Raw genomic sequence first — 16,657 nt, 5'->3', positions numbered from 1 at the left:
CACTATCCAGATACATCGGCATACAGAAGGAGATTTCTATGTGGCAAAAACTACGCCTTCTCTGGGGCATTCATGATATTCGCCGTAAGTTCCTTCTTACCTCGGGACTACTCCTTGTCTTTCGCGTGCTCGCACACATTCCCGTCCCCCTGACTGCTTACCAGAGAGAACAGCTACTGGCTCTTATGCAGAATACGCAGTCCACTCAGGGCCAGCTCCTCTCGTTTTTCAATCTCTTTTCCGGGGGAGCACTGCAAAACTTCTCGCTGGTAGCGCTCGGCATCTACCCTTACATTACAGCGACTATCGTTGTCCAATTGCTAACGCCTTTGATTCCTGCGCTGCAACGCATGCAGGAAGCAGGAGAACGAGGGAAGCAGCAGCTCATGCAGATGACGCGCCTGTGCGCCGTACCACTGGCCTTCCTGCAAGCGCTCTCACAAACAGCGCTCCTTGCAAATATAGGCGTTCTAGATCCAGCAACCTTCAACCTCTTTGGTGCACACTGGCTCCAGACACTTGCTATTTTGCTCTCCCTGACGGCAGGCACCATTATCCTGATCTGGCTTGCCGAACTGATAACTGAGCATGGCATAGGAAACGGAACCTCTATTATTATCGTCGCAGGTATTCTCAGCTCGCTCCCCGGTAGCATTCAGCGAACCATACTTTCGCTCTTCACCTCGGGAGGAAATGGCAGCTCTGTTGTCACGCTTGCTGCGCTCTTCCTTCTCCTGCTCCTCCTGCTGCTCTCTATGGTCTATATGTATTCAGGTCAACGACGCGTTCCTGTTTCATACCCGACCAAACGCAACAAACTTCATGCCTTCAGACACACGACCTTTCTGCCAATGCAAGTCAACAGTGTAGGGATGATCCCGCTCATCTTCGCTCAGGCTTTTCTCCTCTTCCCCCATACGATCGGTCAGCTCCTTGCTGGAAGTCAGCTCCCGTGGGCCCGAGAAGCCGGAAGATGGATCACCCTGTATCTCAGCAACCCAACAACGTGGTACTACTGGCTGATCTATGCTGTGCTAACCGCGGCCTTTACCTACTTCTATACCTATGTGCAGTGGCAACAACAGAACATCGCGGAATCTCTCCAAAAACAAGGAGCGATCATTGAGGGATATCGCCCGGGCGAAGCAACGAACCGCTATCTTTCCCGGATACTCTCACGTATAACTTTCGGTGGAGCACTCTTTCTCTGCTGTATGGTTGTGCTACCAACCTTCTTCCAGATAGGAGGGAATATCCCGGTGAACAGTTCCTCCCTGCTCATCGCTGTAGGAGTCATACTAGACACGCTCCGTCAACTGAATGCTCAGGTTGTAGCAAGAAACTACAGCGGGTTTCTCAGCGAATGAAGAAAGGCCAGGTGATACCCGCTTGTGCGTTTTCCCGCACAACTGAGATGTGAGAAATCTCCATATCCAGTTCATACCAGGGGAAGACGCTCTTTCCCTTGAGATGGGGAGTTTTCGCTTCTGGCCGCTTTGCCATCCACCATATATGCATGAACATAGAAATGCATATGCGCTTTCTCTAATACAAAAAAGGCTGCTGACCCATTCCAGGTCAACAGCCCTTTCAGCTTGCTCTATTGATGCCGTTCGAGCACAAACACCGGGATCTCTCGTGTTGTCTTCTTCTGATACTCAGCATAGGGCGGAAAGACCGTTACAGCATGCGCGAAGGCACGTTCTCGCTCCTCGCCACTCAAGAGCCGGGCCGTTGCTGTAAAGGTTTCCTGCCCTACCTCAACGGTCACCTCAGGATTCGCCAGTAAATTATAATACCAGAGAGGATGTTTCGGATCTCCCCCCTTCGACGCGACTGCCAGATAGTGTTCTCCATAGGGCACGGAGATCAACGGATAGACGCGCGGTTGGCCTGTTTTCGCGCCCTTAATAGTTACCAGGAGCAGGGGATATCCATTCTGCTTCACAGTGCCGCCACTTTCGCGGAACCGCTCCACGATACTTTGATTATATGTCACAAAATCCATATCTTTTTCTCCATTTATGAGCATATTCACATCACGCCAGAAAAGGCCGACATCCTCTCTGACTATCCAGAGAACAGTGCTCGCATCCCTGGATAAAGCGCAAGAAAACCTCTGCGCTCAGTTCTATAAAACAGAGAAACAAGCTACTTTATTCCTTTCCCGATACTATGGAGCTCTTTCTACACCCGAGATACCTTGAATCTGTCCCTACCTTTACAGGACATACAGATTACAGAACAAACGGTACACGTCCTATACATATCCCCTGACAGCAGTATCCGCGGCTTTCGGACGACATGGACCCAATGCACACCAAATGGGAAGGCCCATGCTCATTCAAGGACCTTCCCCCCATTGACACCTTTCAGCAGGATCTATTCTTGCTCAACATCTCTGGATAATGCATGCTCGTCTGCAATCTGAAGGACGATCCGACCACCTCCATGCGCCTTTGCACTTAGTTCATGCGCCTGCCGCACCTCTTGCAGAGGAAAGACTGTCGTTCTCGGAGTCTGAACGGAGCCCTCATCGATAAGTGCAGCAATAGCCTGCAAGATTTCGCTGGTAATAGTTGCCAGGAAGAAGATGCCCTGCGTCCCATGCTCTTCCATCAGCTCCGGCGCCGGTTGCGAGACAGCAGAGACCAATGTTCCCCCTCGCCGCAATACCCGTACTGATTGCTCTGCTGTCTTCCCGCCAACCGCATCAAAGATAAGATCAACAGCATCAGTGATAGAGCCAGTTATCTCTTCAGGCGGGACCTTTGTATAATCGATCACTTCGTCAGCACCAAGCGAGCGAACATAATCTTGATTTTCAGAAGATGCAGTCGCGAGCACATATGCTCCCTTCAGATGAGCAAGCTGGACTACAAACGAACCGACACCGCCAGCAGCCCCCAGAACCAGGACACGCTGACCGGCCTGCAATTTCCCATAATCGAAGAGTCCCTGCCACGCCGTCGCGGCTCCGGTCGGTATACTTGCTGCATCAAGAAAGCTCAGTGCTGCCGGCATCAGAGCTAACGAGCTGGCTGGAACCGTGGTATACTCGGCATAGGACCCCTGTTTTCCATTAATAGCGGTGTATCCATACACTTTCTGTCCCTTCTGAAAGCCTGTCACTCCGGGACCAACCTCCTCAACGATACCTGCAAGATCTCCACCTGGAATGTACGGGAACTGGAGCGAAAAAAAAGCCTGAACCAGCCCCTGACGCATTTTCCAATCCACAGGATTTACTCCTGAAGCCAGAACACGCACCAGCACTTCCCCCGCTTGAGGTACCGGGCGAGGTGCTCGCTCATACTTCAGCTCGTCTGGTCCACCGTACTTATGGACTCGAATGGCTTTCATAATTTTGACATCCTGTTCTCCTCCAACCGGATACATCTCATCATCGGCATGATCCCAGACTCGAAGTTTTCCCGGTTCAAGACGAATATGAGCCAGCTCAACACCTTCAAGTAACTGTGCATATCTGTCTCTATCCTCTGCCCGCAGATATCGTTTCACAATTCGTTGCAGAATCTCATCAATATTACCGGTATCAAGCTGTACCTCACCACGCACCTCGATTCCTCTGTTGATACCACCATTCTCAAAAACAAGGATACTAGCACGCGGGTCGCGCTTGAGATTGCGGTACTTTACATCCTTATAAGTGATGATATGGAAACTGCCATCACGCCACTCAAACCAGACTGGAGACAACAATGCTTCTCCATCTGGCAAGTAGGTTGCCAGGACCGCATTCAGCGGCAATTCGAGGAAATCGCCAAGCTCATGCAACTGTATTTTGCTACTCATCTATTTTTCACTCCTTCAACAATGAGATCTTTTTTTAGTAAAGAGATAGTGTATCTCTCTCGCTTTCCTGTAATTCGTCTCTCGTACGAACACAGTGCAAAGCATAAGGCATCTCTGAAATGTTGACAAGTACGCACAATATTGTGGTATAGTCACAAAATGGTTACTTACAAGGAGAGAAAAACCTGTCATGCGCGAGCCAATTCATACCAAAAACTATAGATGCCTTGTAGAAGCGACTGCTGACGTTATTGGCGGAAAGTGGAAAACCGTCATCCTCTATTATCTGCTTGAATCTCCAAAACGCTTTAACGAACTCAAGCGGTTGCTTCCTGGAATATCACAACGGATCCTGACTCAGCAATTGCGGGAATTAGAACTTGATGGCATTATCCATCGAGAGATCTATAAAGAAGTTCCTCCCCGCGTAGAGTACTCAGTGACAGATTTTGGCTTCAGTCTAAAACCAATTATTCTCTTAATGCTCAACTGGGGAGAGCAGTATATGCAACATTTTGGAGGATATATCGAAGCCTGCGAGCACGAGAGGCTGTGATGATTTCAGGCTCATATAAATGATTTGAGAGCGCATCGGGCAGATAATCACAACAAGCAATCCAGACCGACAACCGGAGCCACTCCTGTGGCTGACGTGTAAACACATCTCAGCCGGTTTTGCGCCTGCTTTTCTGCCTACGAGCAGACAAATCACGATGCTTCGTATCGCGGATGTCAGGCATACTCTGGCAAGCCGCCCGCGTGGAATCATCGCGATTCTGGATCGAGCAGGGCACAATCTGCCCGCAGTGTCCCCACTTATTCCCGACTCTGATGCATAAGTGACGACATCAGGTGCGGAAGCCCGGTAAAAGAGGAGATGCCCGACACTTCTTTTAGCAGCCTTCCAGGCATCCCCTCTTCTACTTTTGCTGGAGAAACTCTTTCAGCGAACCGTCGCTACTCTTCCTCAAAACCTGACTGCGGGTGGAATTTGAGTGTACGGCAGTTCTCCTGAACAATGCGTTGAATATGTTCGGGCACACCATCGGGAATCTCAGCCTGAATTTCCAGCGTCACCGTGACCCGAGATCCCAGAAGGCCCGCCAGATGGGTCACGACTTCCCGCATAATGGTCGCCGCATCTCCAGCCATGCGCAACGGATCCAGATCAACAGTACCATGAAAACGGCGTGGAAGCTGTTCCTCTGGCGGTTCCGGGAGCACAGGCACTGAGACGCTCCCCGGCCCTGTTGGTGGCCAATCATGTCCGTTCGTTTCTCCTCTGGGAAGATATCCGTTATCACCGACCGGTTTCGTGCCACCATTATCCTGCTGATTCCCACCGGGCTCCACTGGCGGCTTCATGCTTCGCGCCAGATCGCTGGCAAGCTGTGCCTGTGCCACTTCTGGCTTCACAAGCACTGCGTCAGAGTTGAGCCGAATTTCCGCTAGCTCGCCTGCTTTGAGCCCCTTATACCGGTTCGTCTCCGCCTCCCAACTATCCGCGTAGGCGAAGGTTTCCTCTACCCATTGCTTCGATGCTACCCCATCCTGAATCGCCGCTTTCAGGATATCGCTGTTCTTCAGACGCGGCAAATAAATAAAGCAGGCGAAATTCTCGGCAAGCCGCTTGACACTGATATGGTCATTCTGCCACAACGGGATTCGGTCCAGTTCGTGGCGCAGCGTCGTCCCGGCCCATTCTGTCAGCAGCAGTCCCTCAGCCCGAAGCTTGCGACTGGCGGTCTCGGCAAGTCTGCCGACCTGTTGAGGCTGAATGCGCAACTCCGTCAATACATCAGGTTTACGCGGGTCTGGCTGATCGGGAACCAGCAAAAACGTATAGGTACCTGGCAAGCGCTGATTGATCGTCTCATCGGCGTCTTTGAGCCGCGTTTCTGCTTGCTTCTTCTGGTACGCGTCGAGATTCAGCGTTTCGCTTTCTTCATAAATAGATTTCCAGGCGCGATAGCGGCGCACGGCCTGTTGTAGTTCCTCAAGGCGCAAGCGATCGGGTGCAAGGAAGATCAGCGTGTTGCGATAGCTTCGACGCGCATTCCCTCGCATATTCAGTATCGTCGTGGCCTCCCGGCAGGCCGGGCTCTCCAGGTCAGCGCGCCCATGCACAAACTGCGGCTTGAGCATAACCAACCGCACAGCAGTATCATCATCAGGGATGTCGCTGCTGGAGGCCGGGCAGACATGCACTCGTGAGAAATCACCCCGATTGTTCTGCTCCAGCTTCAAGCGGCGCTCGATCTCTTCCAGGACGGCATATTCATCCTGCTGGGAGGCGCGATCCTGTGCCAGACGTGTCACGCTCGGCTGGGTCTTATACCAGTAGCGTCGTTCATTCTGATACAAATGAGTTGCATGATCGCTCAGACGACGCAGCGCATCGCCAAAGGTCGAAACCTGCTCGCCGGGCTGCACGCACCCGAGATTGATAAACGTATCTTCCAGCCCCCGATTGCCGTTCTGGGCAAGAGGAGCAGATCCCAGATAGATCGTTCGCGCGACACGCCTGCATGCTGAATAGCGTCCCAGGTTCGGCGTTTCCCGGTCGATCTTGAGGGGAAGCGAGTTCGGTCCATCAATGTCTTTCTCAATGACGGGAACCCAGTTGTCTTCCAGATAGTGCGTGAGCTCATACTGCACATTCGGCTCATCAATCGGCACATTCGCTGGCAGAATCAGCAAATTGGTATCCTGCCGCTCCCAGAGCGAGTGCACTACAGCAGCCATTAAACGCAGCACTCCGCGAGTTCGCTGGAATTTTTCCAGACTTGACCAATCGTTATACAAGCGATCAAATAGTTCCGGGTGAATGGGATAGCAGCTCTTGATCCGACGCTTGTACTCGGCCTCGCGACAATGAAGCGGAAATTCCTGCGCTTGCTCGCGATAGAACTCCACAAAGCGTTTCGCAACCGCATCACGCGCCGGGTAATAGGCGGGATTCATTGGCTGAAATAAGCGACGGCGCACAATCTCAAATCCCTCTTCGGCGTTGGCCGGACGCCAGGGCGATTCCACCCGCCCAAAGATATTTCGTAAGCGGGCAAGGGCTTCTTTCCCTCCCTCGCCTCCGGTCTCGATATCAGAAGCAGGCAGAGTCGCCACAACCAGCGTGCCGGGCGTTTCCCGGGCAGCTTCTGTGAGAGCCTGAGCAAAGCTCATGTTCGCGTCGAAGGAGCCAGAAGGCAGAGTGGGATCACTATAGGATTGGCGCACATAGGTGATCCATTCGTCGATCAGAATCAGGCAGGGAGAAGCCGCCGTAAAGAGCGCACGCAACACATTTGAGCCGGGACTGACCCGACGCTGATCGGCTTCGGCCACCATCTCGTAGCCTTCCTTGCCAAGCAACTGATGAGCCAGCTCACCCCAGAGCGTGTTCACCTTACAACCATCAGGCTTAAGCTGCGCCTGCCCGGGAGAGAGCTCATATCCAACCAGCACGGCCCGCTTGACACGTGGAATATGCTCGATTCCCACTCTTTCCAGCAGATCCTCTATACCCGGCAGTTCATGCGCTGGCGTCCCCGAAAAGAGGTGATAGAGGGCGAGCAGTGAATGGGTCTTGCCACCTCCGAAGTTCGTCTGAAGCTCAATAACCGCATCTCCACCTTTGTTCGAGAGCCGGTGCAGGGCATCACTGAGCAGGCGGGTCAGTCCTTCGGTCAGAAAGGTGATCTCAAAGAAACGCCGCGGATCTCGATACTCTTCCTCTCCCTCAGCGCGGTGCACCTGCCCGAGGTTCGCCGCAAAGCTGCTTCGCTCGTATTTTCCAGATGCGACATCAGGATGCGGTGTCACAATCTGACGCCAGGGAAGCAGCGACGCGACCGGTTGCCCCTCAATAGGCGTAATAGCGGTTTTCCGAAACTCACGGCGTGCCTGCTCTTCATAACGAAGACGAAGCACGTCCTGTTTCTGCTGCTCGATTTTCCGGGCGGCATCCGCAGCCGCAATCGCATTGAGCAAGTGGTGAATCGTATCCAGCGCCCGATACACATCATCGCTGCTGAAGGATTTCTGGTGCGCCCAACGATTCCGTACATCTCGGATCTCACCGACCCAACTGCGCTCGGCAGGCCTAAGCGTCTTGCCAAAGACATCGAACCAGTTATTCAACATAATCGTGAGTAGCGCTGTGGTGTCGAGATGAGCGTCCTCAGCATCCTCTGTTTGCTGAAAACTCTTCAAAGATTGTTGCGCCTGCTGCCACCATTGCTCTTTATAGACTGTATACATTTTATGTTCAATGTATGGCTTCAGCGCCTCATTAAGCACATCCAACGCTTTTCCAACACGCTCATGATTGCTTTGCGCCATAATCCATCTCCCTCATTTCTTACATCAGAGATTGTTGCTTTATCTGCTCTCCGGGGGCTTTGCTTTCAAGGTGACGAATCTCACTCCAGGATGCCACAAGACTGTTAAAGGCCATCCCTTCCTGAGCCCACCCCTTGCGTTCACAGAGGTTATACAGGTGGTAAGCGAGATCGCGGGCCAGTTCCCCCTGTTCTCCGACCTGTCGCAACAGTGCACTCGTGGACCTCTCTCCCTCCTTATCCAGCGAATCAATAAGCCGGAGCATAATCGTCCAGACACTGTACTGATGCGCTTGTGTGGGGTTCCACTCGGTCGGGAGTTCGTCGGCTCGGAGCAAGCGCACCTTGCCGCCAGTTGCCTCCACAATGCCCGCCTCTTTCATTGCTTGCACAGATGTATTCTTGGCCTTTGAGAGCGTCTCGGCCTCTCCATAGAGCCCGGGCTTCATGGCGTTGTTCTCATACCAGGCAATGGCCCACCGGGTCTCGGGATCATATTCGCCTTCTTGCTCCGTCAGGAACTCATCGAGCACCTGATTGATCAGTTGCAGCGCGGTGCGCACCTTGAGCGACGTTCCATCTGCCTCAACGACCTTGCTATAGCGCGAATAGATCGCAATCCCCGGGCCGATACTGGCCTGCGCAAGGTCAACCGGAGCAATATTACCCGATTGCAATTCTTTCAATGCATGCGGCAGTTCGCGACGGAGCGCGTTCAAAAATTCGCGGCGCGAGGCAATCGGCGCGTTGACCTCACGTGGCCGACAGACCAACACAATCGAGGAGGCCAGCGCATTTGTCCCGTGTCCCACGGTACGATTGGCAAGCTCGGTCCGCATCGGCCAGGTGCCGGTAATCATAAAACCTGCGCGAATCAGCCCCTCAAGCATGGTCTCCCACCCGGTTGAGGCGTGCACGGTTCCATTGCCCTGCTCATCTTCTTCGGCTTCTCCCTGTTTGAAGGCATAGTAGACCGTCAGCGGGTAGTCAGGATGCTGCACCTCTCGCATTTTCTGAAAGGCCTTGCCCAATCCCACCTCAAAGAAGCGCTGGGCAGTCCGCTTATCACCACCGAAACGATACGGCGTTGCAACCAGTTCCTCCGCTTTGGGAACCAGCATCGTGCCAAACAGCTCGGGATAGATCGGCTGGAGCGAGCGACGAAGCCAGATATAGAAGAAATCAGAGAGGTCGGCATAGCCGATATTATCATAGTAGGGCGGATCGGTCGAAATAACGGGCTGTGTAACGCCATTCACGATGCTGGTCGCATCCTGTTGCTTGACGGAGCCTTCAACGTCATATGCAGATATTTCAATTGCCTCAGCAACCCAGTCAACAGCACCCAGAAAATTCCCTGTGGATTCGCTGAACGGGTTTGCCTCCGCAAAATCCCAGACCATCGGGAGCGCCTGTCGAGCAAACGTGTTCCGAACTTTTACATAACCCGTATCCCAGGAACAAATACTTGAATTTCTATCAGCCAGACGATCCACAGCAAGTGCCAGATAGGTTGCAACCGCATCAGCATAGGCCTGAATATCCCGATCATCGCGGTCGCTGGTCCGTTGCGCATCACGCACCATTTGCTCGCGCGCCTCCTGCACCAGATCACTGAAGGTGGCCAGGGCGACGAGTTGCCGATTGGTGAAGAGATCTTTATGCTTCGTCATCCCATAGAGCTGCACCCGGAACCCAAGCGCCTGTTCGGGCAAGCTGGTATCAGGGATATCATATGGCGGCTCGACATCTGCTTTCTGGATATGGTCCTCTGTCGGTGCAAGATAGACGCGGCCCGTCGGTCCTTCGACAACAATGGCCATCAACTGCTCGCCCATACGTCCCTGCTTCCCTTCCTCACGGATATACTCGAAGGGCAGGGGGGTGCCACAAACAATACAGGTTCCTCCTCCTCTACGATTGACCGTCCCGTCCTGCGGTTCCCCTTTGCCGGTCTGCACGGTATACCGGATGCGTGGGGGGGTACATCCCTGATCGATGATCGGTTCAACCCGGGCCTCTTTCCCTTTTTTCTTCGAGAGCCACCATTTGCTTGCCAGAGGCGCTTGTATCCCACAGGCCGGATTCGGGCAGGTAACGGTCCGCGCCCAGAGCCAGGCAATCACATTTGCCTCCTGATGCCCGTATTCAGCGGGGAGTTGAATCTGTGGATAGAGATGACCGATACGCTTCTGTGCCTCCCTGCGCATCCACTTTCCATAATAGCGGATATCGTGAGCAAGACCGCGCGCACCCTGCCACTCCGCAGAAATATCAAAATGCTCGTCGGGATTGATCGGCGGCCGTCTGGCAAACTTTGCCGGTAGTTCCATCATCGCTTTATTCAAAAGCACGGCAACCGGGTTCAGGTCGCGAGCATGCGCGCGCAAGCCCAGGCGCTGCGCTTCGAGCGGGATTGAGCCGCCTCCCGCAAAGGGGTCCAACACAGCCGGCAAGGTCTCGCCCGCATACTTCTTGATCTCTTTGCGCGCCTTTTCCAGCACGTCAGCATTGTTGCTGTTCTCCCATAGCACCAGATCCTCAATCAGACGGAACAGACGATCACGCTCCTGCTTCTGAATTTTCTCGGTGGGGAAGAGCTCGGGATGCGCCGAGGGATCATCCACCAGCGAGGCAAAGAGCACAGCCCTGCACGTTGCCAGTGGCTTACGAGACCACCAGAGATGTAGCGTTGAGGGATGGCCATGCCGAATCGATTTTTCCCGAATAGAGGCTTCATTTATTTTCGTTAACGGGATATTGACCTCTATTAACTTCCTTTTATACGACATACGGGGGGAACTCCTCGAATCATTGCTTTCAGGTTATAATTGACGCTTGTTGCCTTGAAATCAGGCTTGCGTTCAAAGGGGCGCTGAACATACCAGGTCGTGGTGCGCTCGCCGTCAACCTCCACAATAGCAAGGAAAAAATCCTCAGGCTTATTGAGTGCGGTTAGAATCTCGTTCTTAGTGACGGTGATCGTCTCGGCTCCCTTCTGGCGGCCTTTGACCTCGATAAAGCGTAACTTGCCACTCCCGGGTATGCGCGACTCAATGTCGTATCCGCATTTATCACTTGAAACATCGCGTGGAATGTAGCCGTTCTCCTGCTCGATTGCCATAACCGTTTGCATCGCAATGTGCTCGACGATGGCCGTATCATGGGAGATGTTCGGAGAAGGCTGCGCTTCAAAGTGCTTGCGAAGCAGCCCAACAGGCAAAATCAGGGCACAGCCAACGACCACCGGCGGAAGCACAGAGAGATGCTCTGCATGCTCAAGCTCGGCCAGGCGTTGATCTCGGCGCAGTCTCAGTTCTTCTGCCCGCTGCCGGGCCTGCTGTGAGTTCTGGCGGGCATTGGGCTTGCCCTGCTCCTCTTTCTCCAGCAGATCGACAGAACGAGCATCCCAGTACATCGCCTCGCGAGTCAGGCGCTCATGAACGGCCTGCCTGGTCTTGCGGATATGTTCTTTCCGTCGCTGCTCGACTTCTCGAAAATGATGGGGGACAAGGTGTTCGATTGCATACGCACGCACCCGCTCCTCAAGGTCGGCGCGAAGCCAGGGCTGTGCTTTCAACTCCTCAGCAACAGAGAGTTCCTCATCCTCTAAGGCGCGATAATCCAGAAAAGGCGCATAGCCAGCCGTCCGAATCTCACCGGCCCGATTGATTTCCAGGAAATGAAGCTGACGAGAGACAACGTGATGTCGGCCCGACGCATTGGAAGCCGCTTCCTGAATAGTATGCTCCAGATAGAAGAGCACGCGCGGCTCCTCGCTCTGGTCCAGTGGATCAACCAGCACAGCGCCCTGCTTGAGGAGTCCCTGATAGCGTTCGAGCAACAGGTGAAGCGTGGCATCAAGCAACGGATGACCCGGGTAGATCAGTTCCGCGGGCGGCTTGCCTGGCAACGTCAGCAGCTTCTTCTCAAAGGCAATCCGCTCATAGGACTCAAGAATCATGTTGCGGGTTGCCTGACCCCACTTGCGCAACGCAAGCGGAACATGGCGTATCTGATAGCGATGTGGCTCATACTGCGAGCAGCGCACCCCGAAATGCTCGCATGCCGCAAGAAAAAAGGCCTCGATAAAATGTGGTTGCAAACGACGGGCGGCCGCACGTTCCATTTCCTCACGTACCTGACGCACGCGGGCAACATCCATCACCTCGTGCACCAGCGCTCGCTGTTCCAGCAATTCCAGTACATGGCGATGATCAAGCGCACTCTCGACCTTCTGAAACGTCCGAGCGCGCACAGCCGGATCATTCCCATAGCGAATCGCTTCGACAATCAAATCTTTGAGCGAGCGATCAGCAAAGTGCAGTTTCCCCAGGACATCAAATACCTTGCCCCCAAGCGCCTCATTCTCACGCTCAAGCTTCTTGAGCAATGTATGGAAGACTTCGCCCTCCCGCGTCTCATGGGCAACCAGATTCCAGAGATGACACACTTCTGTCTGACCGATACGGTGAATACGCCCAAAGCGCTGCTCAAGCCGGTTCGGGTTCCACGGCAGATCGTAGTTGACCATCAGATGGGCGCGCTGAAGATTAATGCCCTCTCCGGCCGCATCAGTTGCGATCAGGATCAAAATATCTTTGTTCTGAGTAAATGCATGCTGTGCAGCAAGGCGCTCTTCTCGTCGCATACCGCCATGAATCGTCACCACCGCTTCGGGCCATCCGAGCAGGATCTGAATGCGGTCAGCAAGATAGTTCAGGGTATCTTTGTGCTCGGTAAAAAGAACCAGCTTATGGCGATGATGCTCATTGTCGAACATGGCATCGCTCTGCAACAGGTTCGCCAGTTCCTCCCATTTGCGATCGGTGCCACTCCGGCGGACGCGCAAAGCCAGCTCCTCAAGCCGCGCCAGGCGGAGAATCTCAGCTTTGAGCTCGGCGATCGTGCGCGCAGCAGAGGCCTGATCGACAACCAGATCTTCCGTTTTTTCCAGCTCCGCATCAGGCAACTCTTCAAGCTCTTCCAGCTCATCGCTCTCGAACAGCGGGAGATCACGCGACAGAGCCAGTGGAGCAGTCTCATCGGCATGCATCTGAAGCGCATCATCCAGGCGCTTTTGCAGCCGCTCTTTTCGCCGCCTGAGTGATTGGTAGATCGCCTCGGGAGATGACGCCAGCCGCCGCTGAAGGATGGTCAAGGCAAAGCCGATCGTCCCTCTTCGGCTCTTCTGTTCCAGGCTGTCGGCGCGATCAAACTCATTCTTTACGTAGTCGGTCACTTCCTCATATAGCTGCTTCTCGGGCCCGGAGAGCGTATAGTTGACGACATACGCCTTCCGCTCGGGAAACAGCCGTGTGCCCTCAAAGGTAAACAGCTCTTCCTTGAGCATATGGCGCATGAGATCCGAGACATCAGGCGTTTCGTGGCTCTCGCGATGCGTGCCTTCAAAGCGATCGTGATCGAGCAAGCGCATAAAGAGGGAAAAGTCCTCAGCTTTTCCGTTGTGGGGAGTCGCCGTCAGAAGCAAAAAATGGCGCGTCCGCTGCCCGAGCATGTCACCAAGCTGGTAACGACGGGTATATTTCACCTCGCCACTAAAGACGGTCGCAGACAGTTTATGTGCCTCATCGACAACAACCAGATCCCATTCGCACTGCTTGAGCAGCTCCTGTGTTTCCTCGTTACGAGCGAGCATGTCAAGGCGAGCTATACATAAGGGCAGATCCTGAAAGATATTGCCGGAAAAAGAGTTCTCCAGCCGATCCCGCGTCAAGATCTCAAATCGCAGGTCAAATTTCTGCTTTAGCTCATCCTGCCATTGCTCAACAAGACTGCCAGGCGCCACAATCAGGCAGCGATGCAGATCACCACGAATAAGGAGTTCTTTGAGTAGAAGTCCAGTCATAACGGTTTTTCCTGCTCCAGGGTCATCAGCAAGCAAATAGCGCAGAGGATGTCTGCTCAACATCGTACTGTAGACAGCAGTAATCTGATGCGGCAGAGGATCGATCAGCGAGCTATGTACCGCGACAAGTGGATCAAAAAGGTGGGCAAGGTGAATTCGATAGGCCTCGGAGATCAGACGAAAATGCGCTCCATCCGCGTCAAATTTCCAGAGCGTATCGGTCGAAATAATCTCAAGCGCTGCTGCTTCCCGCGTATACAATAACTGTGATCCCGGCTGTCCATTGGCGTCTTTAAAGGTGATTTCAACAGCAGAACCGTATGATTTCACGTCAATGAGCGTCACAGTCTTCTGAGGAAGCAGCCCCTTTATCTGCATCCCCGGCCTGAGTTCCTCAAGGAGAGCCATTGATATCCTTCTTCTTTCTAACAAAACAATGGCAGTAAGGGTATACAACGGCATGATTACTTTAACAGACTAAACATGCAAGCCAATATGAAACGATTACATTCTAACACATCCTACTGAAGTGGATCAGGACCACAGCAAGCGTTGCAATGGTATATGCAGAATAAATTCTAGAAAGTGCTCATTGGTACCGGAACCAGCCGAAGGGGCAATAGAGGCCAACGCAGTTGTTTTTCGTTCTGCCAGGCGGGTTGACTCAACAATTGGAGACAGAAAACGAAAAAGTTGACATGTAGAGCAACAGGGGTTTTCGCAGAGGAAGCAAAGAGGCTCACACAGAGCAAGAGATGTGGAATAGCACGAGGAACGGACACGAGTCCGAGCAGCGCGGCTCGATACAGTGACTTGCGGTATCCTTCTACAGATCGTTCGCTCTTAGACCGCATAGCAGTTCAGAGATAGAACACGCTAAAAAAACAGCCCTCACATCGCAGAGGCCCCGTTCTGACTCCTCTGTGCGAGGGGAACAGAGCCACTATCTCACAAGAAGCATATCTCATGTGGAATAATTTCACAAGTCAGAAATATGTTCTCTGGGAAGAGAGTTGCTAGTGGCTGAGGCATAGAACAGCGGAAAGAGAGGTAAAAAGGGAAAGAAACTGCTTTTCCGGAGTAAGAAAGGAGAGTTGCGAGAGTATCGCAACCAGCGAAAAAATACCCCTCCTATTCCGGTAAAAAGCCGAGAACACGAAACAGCGCATGCACAGAAGCCTACCATACCCCTACACTCAGAAACGCCCTCACACAGGGCTACACACTACCAACGAGCACTGAGAGGGAGCGCCAGCCAGAACGGTTCACCATTTCCCGAGCAGGATGCAGATGCGCAGCAGTAACCCGAGAGGACAAACACCAACGATGGCCACAGGTCACAATGTTCTCTATCATGAATGACGTTCCTTTTTTCTATCCAGTGACCAAATGGGCTTGCAGATGAGAAGGTAGCTTTCTGTTCCCGGCATCACCCGCATCTGGCATGACGCGCCTGGTTCCAAAAGGATACAGTCCTCGACAACTTATAGAAGATTGGATGAAAGAAGCCGCTCAACAATCACAACATCACGCCATATCCCGTCAAGCTTGCCATGCTTCTCATATATCCCCACCTCACGGAAACCCAGCGAACGCAAAAGGCCACGGCTGGCCATATTCTCGACAAAAACCCGCGAAAGCAGCTTCCAGAAGCCCGCCCGTTCACACGCCTCTATCAGTGTCGTCATGGCAAGGCGTCCCGCTCCTTTGCCCCGCCACTCTCGACGCACATAGACCGAAAACTCGGCAATTCCAGCGTAGCAGGCACGGGGGCGATACGAGGATGTTGAGGCAAAGGCGATAATTTCCCCTTCCTGCTCAACAACTACAATTGGATGGACGCCATCAAACCAGGTCTGGACTATGGTTTCAGTACGATGTTCCGTCTCAAACGTTCCGACCCGGTCATCAATGCCCTGATTATAGATCTCCGCGATCGCCGCGGCATCCGCTACCGTTGCACATCTCCCTTGCATCTGTTTCATTTTCTCCTGTTTTCTTCTGGTAGAGTTGTTTTGTCGGTCAGAAGCAACATCATATGGCGGAGTAACTCCAGCGAGAAACGAATCTGTACATGTTGCTCAAAAGGAATGTGTTCAAAGGCCGTTCAGACAGATAGGTGGGGAGCTGTGCAACCTCGCGTAACAGAGCCCCGGACGTCTCCCGTTGTTCCGCGTGCGCCCCTCCCTTTTCGTTGCGTTTCGCAACCATTCTAGTGGACAGGCCATTCGTTGTCAAACACAATGATGTATTCTCCCGACAGGGTTCCCTGCTTCCTGCTATGCTCTTTATCGTAGAATTACGATGAAGGAGATGTGACATGGAGTGTTCACCCTGTCAGCCAGGGTGTCAACGAGAGGCATCGCTTCCCGACTCCTCTCCCCAGACACAGAAGGAACAGCTCGCCATCAGGAGCCCGCACAAAAATACCCCTATACTCAGACAGATGCGTTTCCTCTTTTGCTGTTTGCAGTACATCTTCCTTTTCCTCTATATAATAAAATAAGTTTTAAACCTTCTTCAGCAAGACTCGAACCAGTATCTCCTTGCTCTATTGCACTGGTTCCCTCCCGCCCGAAAAACGTTTTGCTCTTCTCCTGGCCGGTGAAAAAAGCTCCTTTGTTCCTGAATAGAA

General features: G+C 53.0%; 11 protein-coding genes. 3 read left to right on the top strand and 8 right to left on the bottom strand.

Features of this window, described 5'->3' with window-relative positions:
• Window positions 1–38 precede the first annotated feature (38 nt).
• On the top strand, window positions 39–1,367 hold the full coding sequence (gene secY / locus KTH_RS13510) for a preprotein translocase subunit SecY (RefSeq protein ID WP_497619326.1): 1,329 nt from the start codon (window positions 39–41) through the stop codon (window positions 1,365–1,367).
• Here secY and KTH_RS13505 read toward each other — a convergent pair.
• From KTH_RS13505 to KTH_RS13495, 3 genes are all read right to left on the bottom strand, one after another.
• On the bottom strand, window positions 1,357–1,518 hold the full coding sequence (locus tag KTH_RS13505; protein WP_497619324.1) for a hypothetical protein: 162 nt from the start codon (window positions 1,516–1,518) through the stop codon (window positions 1,357–1,359). The genes secY and KTH_RS13505 overlap by 11 nt on opposite strands.
• 82 nt (window positions 1,519–1,600) lie before the next feature.
• Window positions 1,601–2,008: a nitroreductase family deazaflavin-dependent oxidoreductase gene (locus tag KTH_RS13500; RefSeq protein ID WP_246046471.1), complete on the bottom strand. Its 408-nt coding sequence runs from the start codon at window positions 2,006–2,008 to the stop codon at window positions 1,601–1,603.
• A 374-nt stretch (window positions 2,009–2,382) separates the two neighbouring features.
• On the bottom strand, window positions 2,383–3,816 hold the full coding sequence (locus tag KTH_RS13495) for a zinc-binding dehydrogenase (RefSeq protein ID WP_497619322.1): 1,434 nt from the start codon (window positions 3,814–3,816) through the stop codon (window positions 2,383–2,385).
• 190 nt (window positions 3,817–4,006) lie between these two features.
• On the opposite strand from KTH_RS13495, the gene KTH_RS13490 reads away from it, so the two are divergent.
• Both KTH_RS13490 and KTH_RS13485 read left to right on the top strand, forming a co-directional pair.
• A complete protein-coding gene (locus KTH_RS13490; protein ID WP_497619320.1) occupies window positions 4,007–4,372 on the top strand; it encodes a winged helix-turn-helix transcriptional regulator in 366 nt (121 codons plus the stop codon).
• Window positions 4,373–4,529: 157 nt separating this feature from the next.
• Window positions 4,530–4,655 carry a hypothetical protein gene (locus KTH_RS13485; RefSeq protein ID WP_497619318.1) on the top strand — a complete coding sequence of 42 codons (126 nt, stop codon included), beginning with the start codon at window positions 4,530–4,532 and terminating at the stop codon, window positions 4,653–4,655.
• A gap of 118 nt (window positions 4,656–4,773) precedes the next feature.
• Here KTH_RS13485 and KTH_RS13480 read toward each other — a convergent pair whose 3' ends face one another.
• From KTH_RS13480 to KTH_RS13460, 5 genes are all read right to left on the bottom strand, one after another.
• Window positions 4,774–8,154 carry a Swt1 family HEPN domain-containing protein gene (locus tag KTH_RS13480; RefSeq protein ID WP_497619316.1) on the bottom strand — a complete coding sequence of 1,127 codons (3,381 nt, stop codon included), beginning with the start codon at window positions 8,152–8,154 and terminating at the stop codon, window positions 4,774–4,776.
• 19 nt (window positions 8,155–8,173) lie between these two features.
• On the bottom strand, window positions 8,174–10,945 hold the full coding sequence (locus tag KTH_RS13475; RefSeq protein ID WP_497619314.1) for a DUF1156 domain-containing protein: 2,772 nt from the start codon (window positions 10,943–10,945) through the stop codon (window positions 8,174–8,176).
• The gene (locus KTH_RS13470; protein WP_497619312.1) at window positions 10,924–14,430 is read right to left on the bottom strand and encodes a helicase-related protein; all 3,507 of its coding nucleotides are present in this window, start codon (window positions 14,428–14,430) and stop codon (window positions 10,924–10,926) included. The genes KTH_RS13475 and KTH_RS13470 overlap by 22 nt, the downstream gene beginning before the upstream one ends.
• 810 nt (window positions 14,431–15,240) lie before the next feature.
• A complete protein-coding gene (locus tag KTH_RS13465) occupies window positions 15,241–15,378 on the bottom strand; it encodes a hypothetical protein (RefSeq protein WP_497619310.1) in 138 nt (45 codons plus the stop codon).
• A 128-nt stretch (window positions 15,379–15,506) separates the two neighbouring features.
• Complete coding sequence (locus tag KTH_RS13460; protein WP_497619308.1) at window positions 15,507–16,007, bottom strand: arsinothricin resistance N-acetyltransferase ArsN1 family A; 501 nt, start codon at window positions 16,005–16,007, stop codon at window positions 15,507–15,509.
• Window positions 16,008–16,657 lie beyond the last annotated feature (650 nt).

This window comes from Thermosporothrix sp. COM3 (assembly GCF_059696735.1).
This window is presented reverse-complemented; position numbering and strand designations above follow the sequence as displayed.